Source organism: Actinoallomurus vinaceus, assembly GCF_039542055.1.
In the GTDB taxonomy this organism is placed as follows: Bacteria; Actinomycetota; Actinomycetes; order Streptosporangiales; family Streptosporangiaceae; genus Actinoallomurus; species Actinoallomurus vinaceus.
Genome location: NZ_BAABHK010000008.1, coordinates 328166 through 345674, shown reverse-complemented (window position 1 = coordinate 345674; position 17509 = coordinate 328166). Strand labels below are relative to the sequence as shown.

The window sequence follows — 17509 nt, the reverse complement described above, 5'->3', positions numbered from 1 at the left end:
GGCACCCACGAGCCAGGAGTCCGCACGATGCGCAACTCGGTACGCACCGCCCTCGCCGCAGCCGCGGCCACGCTCGGCGTGGCCGCGTGGTCGGCGGCCCTGCCGGCGAACGCCGAACCCGCCCCAGGGGGTGGGGCCCTGCACTCGCTCCGCAGCCCGAACGAGAACTTCTACTTCGTGATGGCCGACCGCTTCAAGAACGGTGACACGGCCAACGACACCGGCGGTCTCGGGAACGACCGGCTGGTCTCCGGGTTCGACCCCACGAACAAGGGGTTCTACAACGGCGGCGACCTCAAGGGGATCGCGTCGAAGCTCGACTACATCCAGGGGCTCGGGACCAACGCGATCTGGCTGACCCCCAGCTTCAAGAACAAGGCGGTTCAGCTCGAGGACGGACCGTCGGCCGGCTACCACGGTTACTGGATCACGGACTTCACGCAGATCGACCCGCACCTCGGCACGAACGCCGACTTGGCGGCGCTGGTGAAGGCCGCGCATCAGCGCGGCATGAAGGTGTACTTCGACATCATCACCAACCACACCGCCGACGTGATCGGATACAAGCAGGGGGCGCGCACGGCGTACGTCTCCAAGGACCAGAAGCCGTACCGCACCGCCGACGGCAAGCCGTTCGACGACCGCGACTACGCGGGCACCTCGACCTTCCCGAAGCTGGATCCGAACACCTCGTTCCCGTACACGCCGGTGCTCGACGAGAGCGAGAAGCACCTCAAGAAGCCGGACTGGCTGAACGACGTGACGCTGTACCACAACCGCGGGAACACGACGTTCACCGGCGAGGACTCGCAGTACGGCGACTTCTTCGGGCTCGACGACCTGATGACCGAGAACCCGCGCGTGGTGCGCGGGTTCATGGACATCTACGAGACCTGGATCAAGGACTTCGGGATCGACGGCTTCCGCATCGACACGATGAAGCACGTCAACGACGAGTTCTGGCAGACGTTCGGGCCGGGCATCGTGCGGTACGCGCGGGAGCACGGCAAGCCGGACTTCTTCATGTTCGGTGAGGTGGCCCTCGACGGCAGCGACGCGGCGGCGAAGAGCTTCACCTCGCACTACACGACGCACGACAGGATGCAGGCGGTCCTGGACTTCCCGTTCCAGAGCGCCGCGCGCGACTTCGCGTCGCGGAGCGGGGAGAACGCCGGGCTGGCGAAGTTCTTCCAGAACGACGACTGGTACACCGACGCGGACTCCAACGCCTATGAGCTGCCGACCTTCCTCGGCAACCACGACATGGGGCGCATCGGCTACTTCCTCAAGAGCGACAACCCGAGCGCCCAGGACGCGGAGCTGGTCGCACGCGACCGGCTCGCGCACGAGCTGATGTACTTCTCGCGCGGCAACCCGGTCGTCTACTACGGCGACGAGCAGGGCTTCACCGGCACGGGCGGGGACCAGCTGGCGCGGCAGACGATGTTCGCCAGCAAGGTGCCGGAGTACCTCAAGGACGACCTGCTCGGGACCGACTCGACGCACGCGGTCGACAACTTCAATCCCGGTCACCCGCTGTACCGCACGATCCAGGAGCTCGCCGCGGTCACGAAGCAGCACCCCGCCCTGCGGAGCGGCGCGGAGCAGGTGCGCTACGCCTCCGACGGCCCCGGGATCTTCGCGTTCTCCCGCGTCGACCGCACGCGGCAGCGGGAGTACGTCGTCGCGCTCAACAACAGTGGGACGGCGCAGTCGGCGTCCATCCCGACGTACGTCGCCGACGGCGGCTTCACGAAGGTGTACGGCACCGGGGCGGCCACGCTGCACAGCAAGGGCGACCGGACCCTCGACGTGACGGTGCCGCCGCTGTCCGCGGTGGTGTACCTCGCGGACGGCCGGATCCCCGCGTCCAAGGCCGCTCCGGCGATCCGGCTCGACGCGCCCGCGCCGGCGGACGTGTCCCACGGCCGCATGCACGTCGCCGCGAACGTCGCCGGCTCCTCGTTCGCCGAGGTGACGTTCCAGGCCAAGGTCGGAAACGGCCCGTGGCAGACGATCGGCACCGACGACAACGCGCCGTACCAGGTGTTCCACGACACCAGCGGCTACCGGACCGGCACCCCGCTGCGTTACCGCGCCGTCGTCCTGGACAACGCCGATCACACCCGCTGGAGCGGCGTACGGTCGACGGCCGTGCCGGCGCCGTCGGTCACCGTGGCCGCCCCGAAGGACGGCGGCACCGTGACCAGCATCGACCCGGTGACCGTGCAGGCGAACGTCGACCCCGAGCGGGCGACGCAGTCCGTACGGTTCCAGCGCAGCGTCGGCGGCGGCGCCTGGGCGGACCTGGGCACGGACACCTCCTCACCGGACTACGTCGTCACCGACGACGTCTCGAAGCTGCCGCTGGGCACGCAGGTCCGGTACCGCGCCATCCTGCTCGAGCCCGGCTCGCGGCCCGTCACGAGCGCACCGGTCACGGTGACGACCGCCGAGCCGAAGCCGGCGCGGGACCACGTGACGGTGGCCGGGTCGCTGCAGTCGGAGGTCGGTTGCGGCGGCGACTGGGATCCGGCCTGTGCGAGCAGCCGACTGGCCTTCGACACGACCGACGGCCAGTGGCACGGCACGTTCACCCTGCCCGCCGGCGACTACGAGTGGAAGATCGCGATCAACGACTCGTGGAACGAGAACTACGGCGTGGGCGGGGCCGCCGGCGGTGAGAACCTCAAGCTCAGCGTGCCGGCGGACGGCGCCAAGTACCGGTTCACCTGGAACCAGGTCACCCACGTCCCCTCGGTCGAGAAGGTCTCCTAGTCACGAGGAGTCAGGGTAAGATCACGTTTTCCAGGCGGCCCGATCGCCTCGGTGTACCCGCAGGAGAGCGGCCGGCAGCGGGGACCGGCGACCATCACCGAGCTGCGGTACGGGAGCCGGGACGAGTCCCGGGCGGCCCGGGACGGCTACTGGTGGCCGGGCGACGACCGCGCGGCGCCTGACGTCCCGACGCCGAGCCGGGCCGAGCAGGACGTCTCCTCCGGGGCCGTCTCGACGTTCAAGGGCCGGGCCGTGCCGAAGGGCGGCTGCGGCGGCGAGGTGGACCGGACGCTGGACGGCCCGGACGCCTACATGACCGCCTTCCGGGCCGCGAACGAGATGGAGATGGACTCCTTCCACACGACCCGGCGGGACCCGAAGGTCAAGGCGGCGGAGAAGACGTGGTCCGTCTGTATGAAGGACAAGGGGTACGACCTCCCGGCCGACGTCTTCGCCGCGTCGGACCGGCTCCACCTGCCCGACGTCAGGCCACGGCCGAAGCCCGGCGACAAGGAGATCAAGGTCGCCGTCGCCGACGCCCGGTGCGTCGACCGGTCCCGCGTCGCCGTGGTGTGGAACGCCCTGGAGATCGCGTACCAGCGTCGGGCCATCGCCCAGGACCCGCCGAAGTGGAGCGGGATCCAGGCGGTGTACCAGCGCCGCTTCCGCAGCGTGGACCGGGTGCTGGCGGCGCACCACCTCGCGTGAGCGGTCAGGCCGCGGTGCCGAGAAGGGACTCGGCGATCGCCGTACGGGCGTAGAGGACCGAGCGGCCGGCGCGGTGGGCGCTGACCATGCCGGCGTCCCGTAGTGCCGTGAGGTGCTGGGAGACGCCCGCGGCCGAGATGCCGGTGCGGTGGGCGAGCTCGGTCGTGGAGGCAGGGGCCTCCAACTCGGTCAGCAGGAGGGTACGGGAGCGGCCGAGGATGGCGGCGATCGCCTCGGCACGCTGCACCGGGCGGTGCTCCCACAGCGTGCCGATGCCGCGGGCGGGATAGGCGAGCTGTGGCGGTTCCGGCGGGCAGGACCAGGTGAGCACCGTGTCCGCGAAGACGGACGGCAGCAGCACCAGTCCCCTTCCGGCGGTCTCCCTGGAGAGGATGCACTGTCGACGGACCATCCGCAGGGTGTTGTCGTCCCAGCTCAGCGACTTGTGCAGGTCGTTGAAGAGGTGTGCGGTGCCGCGCTCGGCGACCTGGCGGGCGCGGTGGAAGACGTCGGCGTCCAGCACCGCGCGGATCCTCGCCCAGTACGGCGCGAGTGCGAGCTCCCAATATGTCTCGATCTCCGCGCAGACCTGGGCCAGGTGGGACTCCGGATCCGCGCGCATGGCCGCGCGGCGTGGCTCACCGAGCAGGTCGATGTCGTGGAGGACGAGTTCGACGGGAGTGGCGCGGATGGCGGCCAGCTCGGCGTCGAGGGTGGGCGCGGGCTCGCCGGGGGACGGGGTGAGGAAGTCGGCGAGGTGCCCGCTGGCCGGGATCAGCTGGGCGAGCCAGCCGGCGTCGAGCCCGGCGGCGGCCACCCGCGGCCGTACCTGTTCGAGCCAGGGGCGATGCACCGGATGCGGGGAGCCGGTGATCAGGAGCCGGAAGCTGGTGACGACCTCCCACATCGGGGAGACGGCGAGCCGGGTGAGCGCCAGGTCGTCCGCGGAGAAGGCCAGTTCGGACTGCATGGCTCCCCTTGGATTCGGTCATGCCTTAATCAATGGCCGTGAGTCTACGGCAGCCGCAGGATTTCGGTCATGTTCTCCACCTTCAGCGGGCTGCCCCGTACCGTCTGGATCATCTTCGCCGGGACCATCGTGAACCGGATCGGCTACGTCGTGACGCCTTTCCTCGTGTTCTATCTGGGGTCGCGCGGCGTCTCCACCCGGCAGGTGCCGTACGTGCTCGGCGCGCTGGGCGCGGGCAACCTGATCGGGCCGGCGGTCGGCGGGCTGCTCGCCGACCGCGTCGGGCGGCGTCCCACGATCCTGGCCGGGCTGCTCGGTACCGCCGCCGCCCAGGGCCTGCTGTACGCCGCACCGAACGTCCTCACCCTGGCGTTCGCGGCCGTGCTCCTCAGCGGGGCGGGCAGCATGGTCAGCCCGGCCACCGGTGCCCTGATGACCGACACGGTGCCGGTCGACGGGCGCCGCAGGGCGTTCTCGCTGTTCCACTGGGGCGTCAACATCGGCACGGCGGTGGCCGGCGTCCTCGGCGGGTTCCTCGCGGCACACGGCTATTGGCTGCTGTTCCTCGTCGACGCGGTGAGCTCGCTGGCGTTCGCCGTCATCGCGGTGACGCTGCTGCCCGGGGGGCGCGGCAGGGCGGTCCGGGCCGGTTCCTCCACGGGCGGCGCGGGATACGGCGTGGTGCTGCGGGATCCGCTGATGCGGGCGCTGCTCCCGCTGTTCGGCATCGCACTGGCGATCTACTCGCTCACCGAGGTGGCCCTGCCGCTGGCGATCCGCGACGACGGCCTGTCGACCGCCACGCTCGGCGTGATGGCGACGCTCAACGCCGTCCTCGTGGTGGTCCTGCAGCCGGTGGCCCTGCACGTGCTGTCGCGGTTCCGGCAGGTGCCGGTGTACGTGGCCGGCAGCGTGCTGGTGGCGGTGGGCATCGCCCTGACGGGAGTCGCCCACGACCTCTGGGCGTACGCGGGGACGGTCGTGCTGTGGTCGGCCGGCGAGGCGACGGTCGGCGGCGTCCCGGGCTCGATCGTGGCGGGCCTCGCGCCGGAGGACGCTCGCGGCCGCTACCAGGGCGCCTTCCAGTGGACCTGGGGCATCGCCCGGTTCGCCGCGCTCTCTGTGGGCACCGGCGTCTACGCGTCGGCCGGGCCGGCCGCGGTGTGGTGGTTCAGCGCGATCGCCGGCACCGCGGCGGCCCTGGGGGTCGGAGCCCTGGCTCCGCGGATCGCCCGCCGCCAGGCCGCGCCGTTGCCCGTGCCCGCCGCTCCGTCGGCACCGCCCGCCGTGCCCCAGCCCGTCGCCGCGGGCTAGGGCCTGTCCGGGAGGCGGACGTTGCCGTACTCGACGACGGTGCCGTCGGTCCGCAGGGCGAGCACGAAGTCACTGGCCGAGGAGACCTCGATGACGCCGCGCAGCCAGCGCGGCGGGCTCGCCTGGCCGAACTCGTCCCGGCCCCAGCCGACCACGGTGCCGTCCCAGCGCACCGCGTTGACGAACCCGGCGCTGGCGGAGACCTGGCGGATCCCGAAGACCCGGCGGGCGGACGTGACCTGACGGAACTCGTTGCCTCCCCAGCCCACGAGGGTGCCATCCGTCCGGAGGGCGATGCCGAAGTTGTTGCCGGTGGTGATGGCGGTGATGCCGCGCAGGAAGCGCGTCAGGCTCGACTTGCCGAACTCGTCATTGCCCATGCCGACCACGGTGCCGTCGTAGCGCAGCGCGAGGCCGAAGTCTGGACCGGCGGAGACGGCCGTCATCCCGGAGAGCCGGTTCGCCGAGCTGACCTTCCGGAAGGAGTCGCTGCCCCACGCCACCACGGTGCCGTCCCACTTGACCGCCATGGCCCAGTCGCCGCCGGCCGAGATGCCCCGGACGCCGCGCAGCCAGCGCGGCGGGCTGGCCTTGCCGAACTGGTCGTTGCCCCAGCCGACGACCGTCCCGTCGGTGCGCAGCGCGATGGCGAAGTCACTGCCGGCGGAGATCGCGGTGATGCCGCGCAGGAACCGCGCGGAGCTCGCCTGGCCGAAGTCGTCCCGTCCCCAGCCGACGACCGTGCCGTCGGTCCGCAGCGCCAGCGCGAAGTCACCGCCGCCGGAGACCGCGGTGATGCCGTGGAGCCGGACGGGCGGGATCGGCATCGGAAGGGCGTCGGGCCGGCCCGGGGCCGACGGTGTGGCGAACGCCGGACCGGGGGCGGCGCACGTCAGCAGGGTCAGGGCCGCGGCCGCCGCGCGCAGCACCGCACGCCGCCGTGGCGTTCGCGTTCTCGGCCACATGACGATCAGGCTCCCTACGAGATCGGCCGCACGGTGGATGCGACGGATGACGGATCGGCACTCCATGCTCTCGCGCGATCACCGAGAGACACGATCGATTCCGGTCACGACAACGTCAGCAGCCGGAAAGGGAACGGCGCGAGCCGCGCGATCCACCGGCGAAAGGTCCGTCTCATCCCCGCCTGTCGGTGATCTCACTAAGATCATCTTTGTTCAAGATCACGCCGTCTTGTCCGACGGCGCTGTTCCCCCCACTTCCAGGAGACGAACGGGTGCGAAGAATGACGGCGGCGATGGCCGCTCTGATCGCCGGTGCCACGGCCATGGTCGCCGCTCCCGCGACCGCCGGCGCGACGTCGAAGCCGGCGAGCCTGTCGTGGCACGACTGCGGCGGCACACAGAAGTCCGACTGCACGACGATCAAGGTGCCCGTCGACTGGGCCAAGCCGAAGGGCGCGACCTTCGACCTGGCGGTCGGCCGGCTGCCCGCCCTCGACCCGAAGCACCGGATCGGCATCCTGCTCGTCAACCCCGGCGGGCCGGGCGTCTCGGGCATCGACTCGTACATCATCGGGCGGAACATCGCCGACGACAGCGTCCTGCGGCAGCGGTTCGACATCGTCAGCTGGGACCCGCGCGGCGTCTCGCGCAGCCACCCGGTTCAGTGCAGTCAGGCCCTGCTCGACAAGGCGCCGGCCGACTTCCCGAGCACGCAGGCCGAGTACAAGAGCCTGCTGGCGTACAACGCGAAGCTCGGCGCCGACTGCCGCGCCAACACCGGGCCGCTGTTCGACCACGTCGACACGGTCAGCACCATCCGGGACATGGACGCCATCCGCACGGCGCTCGGCGAGAAGAAGATCAGTTACTACGGAGGGTCGTACGGGACGCAGATCGGCCAGCAGTACGCCGAGCTGTTCCCCAGCCGCATCCGCGCGATGACGATCGACTCCAACATGGACCACAGCATCACGTCGGCGTACCGGTACCTGGAGACGGCGACGCGTGACTTCGAGTCGTCGTTCAACGCCTTCGCCGACTGGTGCGCCCGTACGAGCGGCTGCGCGCTGCACGGCCAGAACGTCCGGGCCGTGTGGGACGGCCTGTACGCCAAGGCCGAGAAGGGCACGCTGACCGACCCGTCGAACGGCACGAAGATCGATGCCAACGGGCTGCGGGAGATCGCGTTCAGCCCGATGTACCGGCCGGGCGAGCGCTGGGCGGCACTGGCCACGAAGCTGGCCTCCCTGGCGAACGGAAAGTCCACCGCGCGTACGCTGTCCTCGCCGGCCCGGCCCGCCCACGCGGACCTGGGCGAGAACTCCTACCAGGCCATCTGGTGCCAGGACTGGAAGTGGCAGGTGAGCGGCTTCGCCGAGCTCCAGCGCTACCGGAAGAACCTGGCGAAGGTCGCGCCGCACACGCGCATGTCGCAGTTCTGGAGCGACATCACGAGCTGCCTCGGCTGGCCGTCGAAGGTGACGAACCCGCAGCACCGCCTGTCGGTCAAGGCCGGGACGTCCATCCTGGTCACGGCGAGCAAGTACGACGTGGCCACGCCGCACGTGTGGAGCACGACGGTGGCGAAGCAGATCCCGAGCGCCCGGCTCCTGCAGTACGACGGGGTCGGCCACGGCGACTACCGCAACAGCCCCTGCGCGAAGGGCTACATCGAGACGTACCTGACCTCGCTGAAGCTCCCCGCCGCGGGCACGCACTGCGCGGCCGTCTGGCCCACCGGCACCACGCCGACCACGAAGGCCGCCGAAGAACCGTCACGGCCGGTCCACTCGTAACACGCAGCATCGACGAGAGACCCCGGGCGAACGCCGCCCGGGGTCTCTTCTCTTCCAGGGGCGGCGGACGTCACACGGAACGGGCATGCCCCTCGCCCGCGGCGGACCGAGTGTGATCGGCGTCCGCGGTCGTGGCTCCCGCCTCGGGGTCGGCGCCCTCGCGGAGCGGGTCGGCCGGGCGTCGGCCCTCGCCTCGCCGCCACGCCTCGAACGCCGCCGTGGTGGCCAGCATGATCGCGACACCGAGGATCCAGCCGGCGACGACGTCGCTGACGTAGTGCACGCCCAGCAGCACGCGGCACATCCCGGACACCACGCTGAGCACCGCCGCGGCCGTCCAGGCGACCGCGCGCCAGGCGCCGCGCAGCACCGGCAGCATGATGAGCACGATTGTCGTGGTGCCCACCACCGTCATCAGCGCGTGCCCCGACGGGAACGACGTCCCGCCGGAGTGCGCGATCGGGCTGAGCAGCACGGGGCGCGGCCGCCCGACGGCCGTCTTGAGTCCGGCGGACAGCACACCCGCCACCAGCACGTTCACGGCCGCCCACGCGGCGAGACGCCGCGCGCCCCGGAAGAGCAGCCACGCCGCCAGCGCCAGGACGATCACGCGGAAGACCCAGGGGTGGAAGACGTACGCGGTGGCCCGCAACGGCCCGGCCAGCGCCCGGTGCCGCAGGACGAAGGTGTTCGTGTCGACGGTGGCGACGTCGTCGAGGTGTCGCAGCGGCGCCCAGCGAGCGTTCACCAGGGCCAGCAGGACGACGAAGGGCACCGCGATGAGGAAGACGGCGGCGCAGGCCAACGTCAGCCGCAGGCCGAGCCGCCCGTCGGGGCTGAACCGCCGATACATCCATCGGCGCACCCTTTGTGGCCACATGTCCGAGCCTCTACCCCCCGGTTCTCCGCCGTACCGTCACCCGCGGTCTTCCCCAGAGGAACGCACGACGCGATGTCGATGTCGCCCGGCGGCGACGTCCCGGCGTCAGCGCCGCCCCCGAAGGACGCTCGCCGCGCGGCCCGGAGTCAGCGTCATCGGGGAAGGATTATCGGCGCACGACCGCGCACGCCGTAGCTCCTCGACCTGCAGCGTGAGAGTCCGGCCGTCCCGCTCGGCACGGCCGGCGAGCGCGGCGATCGCCACGGACCTCTGCTGCGTCTCGGCGCCTGGCGTTCGGCGGCCTCGCTCCGACACACCGTGATGGCGAGGACGGCGCGGGTGTAGGCGCCGGCGGGATGGCCGCCGAGGGCGGGCCCACGTCAGCGCCGCCCAAAAGGACTCTCGCCGTACGGCGCGGTGTCAGCGTCGTCCGGCCGGGATCCGTGGCGTACGGCCGGCGTGGTGGCGGCCCGCGGCGGGCGTTCCGACGTCCTCGAGGCCGCGCCGGATGCGCGGCAGGTCGAGGAACCCGGAGACCAGCAGCGCGGCGCTCACCGCGGCCAGGCACCCGCCGACGACGTCGAGCAGGTAGTGGACGCCGAGGTACATGCGGGCGGACGCCACGACGCCGGCGAAGATCACCCCGGCCGCCGTCGCCAGGGGCCGCAGCCGCCCTCGTACGAGCATGCCCAGGAGCAGCGCGACGGCGGCGGCGACGGTGGTGTGCCCGCTCGGGAAGCTCATCGCGTTGTCCGGCGGGATGGCCCACAGCCGCTTCGGCGGCCGGTGCTCGGCGACCAGGGTCTTCACCGCGAAGGCGATCGCGAGCGCGCCGACCATCAGGCAACCGGTCAGCAGCGCATCGCGGCGGCGCCGGAGCAGCCACAGCGCCGCCGGCACGACGACGGCGGCGACGAGGCCCACCTCTGCCTGGGCCGCGAGCGTGGCCGCCTTGGCAACCAGGGTGAAGACCGGCGTCCGCAGTGTGGCGAGGTGCTCGTCGAGGCGGATGTCGGCGCGCGTCAGCGCGGACGTCTTCGCGGCGAGACCCAAGGCGGCCAGCGCCATCAGGAGCAGGACACCTCCCATGATCTTGACCCGACTCGACACGTCCCACCCTCCGGCCGTCCCACGGCGTTCACCGCAACTTCATGATCAAGACACGTTATCGCCGCGATCGCCACGGTGTGCGCCGCACGCGGCACGCGAGGCGGCCAAAAGTTCGCCTCGAGAACGATTTGCGCCATGGGTCAACCGGTGGCAAATCCGGCGACACATGGGAGCGCGGGCGATATCAGGATGGGATTCTCCCAATACATGAAGGGCCGTGCCGTTACCGGCTCGGGCAAGCCGCATACGATGACAGCATTCTCTATAACATATTGCATCCGAGTGATTACCTTGAGTTGACATCGCGGTCACAGTGCCCCTAGCCTTCGAACGTGCGTTCAGCGTCGCAACCCGTTCCGTCCCCAGCCGGTGGCCCTGCTCGCAGGTTCGTCTCGCCGTTCGTTGTCTCGGGGCCGCCGATCGCGATCGAAGACCTGAACTTCGAACAAGACAAGACCCGCGAGAAACACGGTCGCCGCAAGCAGTTCCGGAACCTAATCTCCCGGTTTCCCACCGCCAGGCTGAAGGCCCGCCTGGTGTCGATGGCCACTGGCCACGGTGTGGCGATCGTGGCTGTGGACCCGGCCTACACCACCAAATGGGGCGCCCAGCACTGGCAGAAACCCCTGACCACCTCCAACCGCACGATCACCCGTCACGATGCCGCCGGCATCGCGATCGGACGACGCGCCCTCGGACACCCGATCCGGCGACGGACGACACCGCCCCCTGCTCACCAGAGCGATGAACAGGGGCATCGGACCGTCCAGGCCCCATCAGGTATCCCAGGGCGTGAGGGACCCTGCCCCCGGTTCCCGGACCACGCACACGATGCGCGCCCCCGGACCATGCGGCGAACGCAGGCGACCAGTACGCCCACCACCGTTCGGGGCGCCAGTGAGCAGGAACCAACACCTGCACACTGAAAAGGAACGGTGAGTGATCGACGGCACGCGCGGCCGACTCGAGGTTCAGAGACCATTCATAGACTTCTCTCAGCGAACGCTGCGGCGTCGCCAATACGGTCACCGGCCATGACCGAAACGGCCCTGTCCGAGTCCGGCGCCCCCGCGGGACCGCCCACGCGGCGGTTCTTCCGCTCGGACCCCTCTGTCCTCCTGCTGGTGGCGACCGTCGTGGTGGCCGTCGCCGTCGCCCCGTTCGAGCTGTCGACCGCCTTCGGGCTGCCCGCCCACGCGCTGTTCCTGCACGTCCCCGTGGTGCTCGTCCCCATCCTGGCGGGCGTGGTGATCGCGCTCGCGGTCCGCCCGGTCTGGCGGGTGCGGTACGGGCTCGCGGCGGGGGTCTTCGCCATCGTGACGATGGCGGCGACCGTCCTCACCGCCGGCGCCGGCGAGAAGCTGCGGGACGAGCGGATGGCGCGGATGAAGCAGTTCGGCGGCGGCGCCGCCCGCGCGCCTCAGGGCGGCGGTGCCCGCGCTCCCCAGGGCGGGGGCGGCGAGGGCTCGCTGCTGGACCGGCACGCGGAGCTCGGCTCGCAGCTGCGCCTGCTCGTGGCCCTGCTCACCCTCCTGCTGGTCGTCCTGGTGATCCTCGCGCGGTACCAGGCGGCCACGTCGGAGGGCCTCCTGGCCCGCCCCGTGATCGTCACCGCGGTCGCGGCCGTCACCGTCGTGGTGGCGATCGTGTCCGCGATCTGGGTGGTGCGCACCGGCCACCTCGGCGCGGAGATGACCTGGCACGTCGGCGGCGAGGGACCCTCGGGCGGAGCGCCCCGTCCCGGCTCGCCCTGACCTTCGGGCGCCGAACGCCGAGGACCGGACCGGGACCGAACCGGCCCGGTCCTCGGCGTATGAGCGCCCGGACCGCGAGCGTGGCATGCGCGGCGTTCCGGAGCGACCGCCGTAGGGGACGCCTCCTAGCCGCGCCGACACCTCTGCGTCGCCACACGTGTAGACCCGTGACGTCGGTGGCAACATAGAGTCGTCGATTGAACACTCTTGGTAGTCGATTGGAGACGGGTTGGCCCGGAGGCGGCGAGCGGGGGACGGTGCGCTCCGGATGGCACGAGCGGCGGCCGTCATCCTGTGGGCGCTGACCGTGACCGTCGTCCTTCTCCTGCACGGCACGGCTCCGCACGGCACCCACTCCGGGGGCGCGCTCGTGTCCCTCCGGGCCGATCGGCCGGCCCTCGGCCCCTGCCAGGCCGCCCGGTCGGCGCATCACCTGCGTTCCGACCCCGGCGACGGAGGTCGGCCCGTTCCGTGGGGCCACTGCGACGCCACGCTGCACCGCGTGCCCGCGCCGCCCTCCGGCCACGGCGGGCAGGCGCCCCGAGGCTGCTCCGGGCCGCCCACCGAGGTGAACCCAGCCGCACGCTCGGCCGCTCCCCATCGGATCGTGCGGTCGACCCGACTCGCCGCCGACGCCGCACCGGCCCGGCTGCAGGTCTTCCGCTGCTGACAGGCGGCTCTCCCGTACCCGCGCGACGACGACCGGTCACGCGCGACGGGAGCTCCGGTCCGCCTCACCCGTCATCAGCGCGAAGGACGCACCATGCAGTCACTGATCGACCATGCCCGCAGTTTCCACCAGCAGGTCGCCACGCGACGGGGGCCGTTCTCCCCTCCCCTGCCCGACAGCAGGCCACAGGCGATCTTCGTCTCCTGCTCCGACGCCCGCGTGGTCCCGACGCTGCTCACCGGCTCCGCCCCGGGGGATCTGTTCGAGCTCCGGACGGCGGGGAACGTCATCCCGCCCCACCGGGTCGGGCGGCTGACCGCGGAGGCGGCCACCCTCGAGTACGCCGTGGTGGTCCTCGGCGTCCCGGACCTCATCGTGTGCGGCCACACCCGGTGCGGCGCGGTGCGCGGCCGCACCAGCGGCCGGGCGCTCCGCCAGGCCCCGACCACGCGATTCTGGCTGTTGCACACGCACCGGTGGCGCGGGATCCCCGAACGTACCCAGGAGGATCCGGGGCGTTCCCACCTCGTCGCCCAGCTCGACAAGCTCCGCCGCTATCCATGGGTGGCGCGGCGCCTGGCCAACGGCACCCTGCGGCTACACGGCTGGTTCTTCGACGTCGAGACCGGCGCGGTGTGGCGGCACGCCCCGGACACGGGCGCCTTCGTACCGCTGTGACCCGGTCGGCGGGTCCCCACGCCTTCGCCTCAGCGAGGTTCGCACCACCCGAGGGTATGCTCACAGCGTAACGGATCAGTTACACAGAGAGACGCCATCGGTGGGGTCGGTCCTCGCCTCGCCGTCCGGCTCGCCGGAGGACGGCAGGGAAGGGCCGGGCCGCCGGGGCCACCGCGTCACCCGACGCCGTGGGCCCCGGCGGCCGATGGTCGGGGCCCGTCGGGGGGCGGGCGGGGGGTGCCATGTTCGGGAGCCACAACTCGGTGACGACGGCGTCGCGGCGTTCGCTGCTGCGCCGGCTGTCCGCCCACGAGTCGCCGCTGCGCCGGATCGACTGGGTACTGGTCAGCGCCGTGGTCATGCTGACGCTGATCGGCACGCTCCTGGTGTGGTCGGCGACCCGCCCGGCCCTGCTGAGCGCCGGCCGCGACCCGCAGAGCTTCCTCAAGAAGCACCTGCTGACGGTCGCCATCGGCCTGGCGCTCGCCACAGTGGTCGCGGCGCTGGACTACCGGCTCGTCCGCGCGTACGCCCCGATCCTCTACGGCCTGTCCTGCGTCGGCCTGATCCTCGTCCTGACCCCGCTCGGATCGACGATCAAGGGGCATCACTCCTGGATCGAGCTGGGCGGCGGGTTCCAGCTCCAGCCGTCGGAGTTCGCCAAGGTCGGGCTCGTCGTGGTGCTCGCCGTACTGCTCGGGGAACCGCGCGACGCCCAGACCGCGCCCGACACACGCGACATCGTGGCTGCCCTCCTCCTCGCCGGACTGCTCGCCGGGTTGATCATGATGCAGCCGGACCTCGGGACGACCATGGTCCTCGCCGTCGTCGTCCTGGCGATGGTGGCGATCTCCGGGGCGCCCAAGCGCTGGCTCCTGGCCATGGTGGGCGGGGCCGTGGGCGGCGCGATCGCCGCATGGCGGTTCCACCTGCTCAAGCCGTACCAGATCAACCGGTTCATCGCCTTCGCCGACCCGGCGGCCGACCCCAAGGGCGCCGGTTACAACGCCGCGCAGGCCCGGATCGCCGTCGGCTCGGGCGGCCTGACCGGGCAGGGGCTGTTCCGGGGGCAGCAGACCGGCGGGCACTTCGTTCCCGAGCAGCACACGGACTTCATCTTCACGGTCGCCGGCGAAGAGCTCGGCTTCCTGGGCTCGGCGCTGATCGTCGTGCTCGTCGGCGTCGTGCTCTGGCGCGGCCTGCGCATCGCCGCCCTGTGCGCGAACGGCTTCGGGATGCTCGTCGCGACCGGCGTCGTGTCCTGGCTGGCGTTCCAGACGTTCGAGAACATCGGCATGACGATCGGCATCATGCCGATCACGGGGGTGCCCCTGCCGTACATCTCCTACGGCGGATCGGCGACGCTCGCCAACATGATCGCCTTCGGCCTGCTCGAGGCCGTGCACCTACGGCAGCGGGCGTTCGCCTGACCGACGCCGGACGGCCCCGGCACCATCGCGGTGCCGGGGCCGGGGTCCTCCGCCGGCCGAGACCGGGGCCGTATGCCGAGGGTCAGGGCCGTCGCCGGTGTCCTACCGGACGGTCTTCCAGAAGGCGCACTGGTGCTCGGTGGCGTCGTCGACCGAGCCGATCCGGGCCGGCGCCAGCGTCCGGACGTGGCCACCGGCCGCGTACGCGGGCCAGCTTGGGGCGCCGTCGGCGACCGGCGTGCCGCCGTGGGCGAAGGCCGTCCAGTAGCCGATCATCGTGGCCGCGAGGCTCCGCTGGGCGGCGGACAGGGTGACCGGGGTGCCGTCCGGCCGGTTCACGTCGAACAGGTACGTCAGGTCGGAGATGTGCGAGGCACCGGCCGGGAATCCGGCGGGGACGGCCGTCCAGGTCGGCGCGTTCGGGTCGGCGAACTCGTACGCGTGCACCGGCGTACGGCGCGCGATGGCGTCCGCGTCGCGCAGGACCGGGCAGGCCGTGGTCCGGTCGGTCTCGATCGCCGCCCAGGCCAGGGCCGGCGCCCACTGGGCGCCCGCCTCCGTGTAGGCGGACGGCGGGTAGTGGCGGCGCACCTCGGCCGCCTGCGCCCCGTACGCCTGGTCGGTGAGCTCGACGTACCGCTGCTCGGTCATCGGCGTCCCGCCGATCGCCGGGTTGACCAGGGCGGCGGTGACCATGCGCCCCTCGTCACGGGTGTGGCCGATGACGACCGGCACCCGGGTGAACCTCCCGGCGCGGATGGCCGCCTCGGGGTTCCGGGGCAGGGTCGGCGTGCCGTACGCCGCGCTTCCGAACTCGTCGGTGTGCGCCAGGAGCCGGTCGGTGCCGAGCCCGCGCAGGCACGCGATCGCGTCCGCCTGATCCTCGCAGCCGAGCGTCTTGGCCAGCGCGCCGCCCTGTGCGTCGATCTCCGTGAGCGGCTTCCACTTGGTCGTGGCCGTCGTCGCCGGGGCCGGCTGCCCGGGGTAGAGGGTCGGGGTGTAGCTGCCGCAGCTCGCGCTCTGGATGACGGCCCTGTCGAACAGGCCCTTCGCGGCGGGGGAGGTCAGCTGCCCGCACGTACTGACCGCCCCGGCCGACTGGCCGACGAGCGTGACGTTGCGGGCATCGCCGCCGAAGGCCGCGGCGTTGTGCCGGATCCAGCGCAGCGCCGCCTGCTGGTCCTGCAGCCCGAACGTGCCCGAACCGGGCAGACCCGCGTGGCCGAAGAACCCGAAGATCCCGAGCCGGTAGTTGATCGTGACCACCACGACGTCGCCCTGCGCCGCCATCCGGCGCGGCTCGAACTGGCTGCCCGACCCGGTCGTCAGGTCACCGCCGTGCACGAACACCATCACCGGCTTCCTGCGCGCCGCCGACGCGTCGCGCGGTGTGGTGACGTTGAGCGTCAGGCAGTCCTCGCTGACCGTGCTGCCCACCGGCCTGTTGTACGGGCCCTGGGCGCACACCGGACCCGGCTTCGTCGCGTCCCGGGCCTGGGACCAGGGGGTCACCGGCCGGGGCGGCGTCCACCGCAGCGCGCCTACCGGGGGCGCGGCGTACGGGATGCCAGAGAATTCCCGCACGTCCGATCCGACCGTGCCCAGCACCGGTCCGGACGTCGTGGTCACGAGCCGTCCGTCCTCCGCCGCCCGCGGGCTCCCGGCGGCGAGGGCCGGAGCCGCCGTGAGCGCCGCCGCCAGCACGCCGGCCGACGCCGCGATTCCGATCCTGGCCGCGTTCCGCATGTTCTCGTTCGTCGTCATGACCGGAAGCCTGGGCGACGGCGCTGACCGGCCACGGACCACCCGCTGACAGTCGGCGCACCACCCTGTCAGCGGCCCCAGGGCGGTCCGGTGGGCAGGGATCCACCGGACACGCCCTGGTGTACGACGGCGTGCCGCGAGATCGTAGGGGCGACAGCGCGAGGAGGTCGGTATGGCGCGCGACGGGCGAAGGTTCTCGTTCAGGGCGACGGCGCACAGCCGGGCGGATGCCGCGACGCTCTTCCGGCTGGTGGCGGACGGCGCCCGCTGGTCGGAGTGGGCCGGCCTGTTCGCGCCCCGGTCGTGGTGGGAGCGGCAGGGCGACCCGCCGCCCGGCGGGATCGGCGCGATCCGCCGCCTCGGCCTGTGGCCGATCGTGGTCCGCGAGGAGACGGTCGCCTACGAGCAGGACCGGCTGCACGGCTACACCATGCGCACGCCCACCCCGGTCCGCGACTACCGGGCGGAGGTGCGGTTCGAACCCCGCGACGGCGGTGGTACTGACGTCGTCTGGCAGGGGGCGTTCACCGAGCTGATCCCCGGCACCGGGCCGCTCGCGGAGCGGGTGATGCTGGCGATCGTCCGCTCGCTGACCCGCCGGCTCGTACGGGCGGCCGAGCGCCAGGACGCGCTCAGGGCGCCGGGCTCCTGAGCCAGGGCGTGTCTGACAGATCCGCTGTCCGGCTGCGCGG

General features: G+C 72.0%; 14 protein-coding genes. 9 read left to right on the top strand and 5 right to left on the bottom strand.

Going from position 1 to position 17509, the window contains the following annotated elements; all coding sequences use genetic code 11:
• Positions 1-27: 27 nt before the first annotated feature.
• The gene (locus ABEA24_RS28275; RefSeq protein WP_345434180.1) at positions 28-2778 is read left to right on the top strand and encodes an alpha-amylase family glycosyl hydrolase; all 2751 of its coding nucleotides are present in this window, start codon (positions 28-30) and stop codon (positions 2776-2778) included.
• 51 nt (positions 2779-2829) lie between these two features.
• A complete protein-coding gene (locus tag ABEA24_RS28270) occupies positions 2830-3486 on the top strand; it encodes a hypothetical protein (RefSeq protein ID WP_345434179.1) in 657 nt (218 codons plus the stop codon).
• Positions 3487-3490: 4 nt separating this feature from the next.
• Here ABEA24_RS28270 and ABEA24_RS28265 read toward each other — a convergent pair whose 3' ends face one another.
• Positions 3491-4456: an ArsR/SmtB family transcription factor gene (locus ABEA24_RS28265; protein ID WP_345434178.1), complete on the bottom strand. Its 966-nt coding sequence runs from the start codon at positions 4454-4456 to the stop codon at positions 3491-3493.
• Positions 4457-4525: 69 nt separating this feature from the next.
• On the opposite strand from ABEA24_RS28265, the gene ABEA24_RS28260 reads away from it, so the two are divergent.
• On the top strand, positions 4526-5770 hold the full coding sequence (locus ABEA24_RS28260) for an MFS transporter (protein ID WP_345434177.1): 1245 nt from the start codon (positions 4526-4528) through the stop codon (positions 5768-5770).
• Here ABEA24_RS28260 and ABEA24_RS28255 read toward each other — a convergent pair.
• The gene (locus ABEA24_RS28255) at positions 5767-6735 is read right to left on the bottom strand and encodes an RCC1 domain-containing protein (protein ID WP_345434176.1); all 969 of its coding nucleotides are present in this window, start codon (positions 6733-6735) and stop codon (positions 5767-5769) included. The two genes, ABEA24_RS28260 and ABEA24_RS28255, sit on opposite strands and share 4 nt — an antisense overlap.
• A 281-nt stretch (positions 6736-7016) precedes the next feature.
• Here ABEA24_RS28255 and ABEA24_RS28250 point away from each other — a divergent pair, with 281 nt between their 5' ends.
• Positions 7017-8531, top strand: a complete 1515-nt coding sequence (locus tag ABEA24_RS28250) for an alpha/beta hydrolase (protein WP_345434311.1) — start codon at positions 7017-7019, stop codon at positions 8529-8531.
• A gap of 70 nt (positions 8532-8601) precedes the next feature.
• On the opposite strand, the gene ABEA24_RS28245 is transcribed toward ABEA24_RS28250, so the two are convergent.
• Both ABEA24_RS28245 and ABEA24_RS28240 read right to left on the bottom strand, forming a co-directional pair.
• A complete protein-coding gene (locus ABEA24_RS28245) occupies positions 8602-9384 on the bottom strand; it encodes a phosphatase PAP2 family protein (protein ID WP_345434175.1) in 783 nt (260 codons plus the stop codon).
• A 447-nt stretch (positions 9385-9831) separates the two neighbouring features.
• Positions 9832-10521, bottom strand: coding sequence for a phosphatase PAP2 family protein (locus ABEA24_RS28240; protein WP_345434174.1), 690 nt, complete (start codon positions 10519-10521; stop codon positions 9832-9834).
• Between the two features lie 1034 nt (positions 10522-11555).
• Between ABEA24_RS28240 and ABEA24_RS28235 the strand changes: the two genes are divergently transcribed.
• The 4 genes from ABEA24_RS28235 (at position 11556) to rodA (ending at position 15053) form a co-directional block, all read left to right on the top strand.
• Positions 11556-12275, top strand: a complete 720-nt coding sequence (locus tag ABEA24_RS28235) for a hypothetical protein (RefSeq protein ID WP_345434173.1) — start codon at positions 11556-11558, stop codon at positions 12273-12275.
• Positions 12276-12543: 268 nt separating this feature from the next.
• The gene (locus ABEA24_RS28230) at positions 12544-12945 is read left to right on the top strand and encodes a hypothetical protein (protein ID WP_345434172.1); all 402 of its coding nucleotides are present in this window, start codon (positions 12544-12546) and stop codon (positions 12943-12945) included.
• 93 nt (positions 12946-13038) lie between these two features.
• A complete protein-coding gene (locus tag ABEA24_RS28225) occupies positions 13039-13623 on the top strand; it encodes a carbonic anhydrase (RefSeq protein WP_345434170.1) in 585 nt (194 codons plus the stop codon).
• 242 nt (positions 13624-13865) lie between these two features.
• A complete protein-coding gene (gene rodA / locus ABEA24_RS28220; protein WP_345434169.1) occupies positions 13866-15053 on the top strand; it encodes a rod shape-determining protein RodA in 1188 nt (395 codons plus the stop codon).
• 102 nt (positions 15054-15155) lie between these two features.
• Here the strand turns inward: rodA and ABEA24_RS28215 are convergent, their stop codons facing one another.
• On the bottom strand, positions 15156-16817 hold the full coding sequence (locus ABEA24_RS28215) for a carboxylesterase/lipase family protein (protein WP_345434168.1): 1662 nt from the start codon (positions 16815-16817) through the stop codon (positions 15156-15158).
• 172 nt (positions 16818-16989) lie between these two features.
• On the opposite strand from ABEA24_RS28215, the gene ABEA24_RS28210 reads away from it, so the two are divergent.
• Positions 16990-17469, top strand: a complete 480-nt coding sequence (locus ABEA24_RS28210; RefSeq protein ID WP_345434167.1) for an SRPBCC family protein — start codon at positions 16990-16992, stop codon at positions 17467-17469.
• Positions 17470-17509 lie beyond the last annotated feature (40 nt).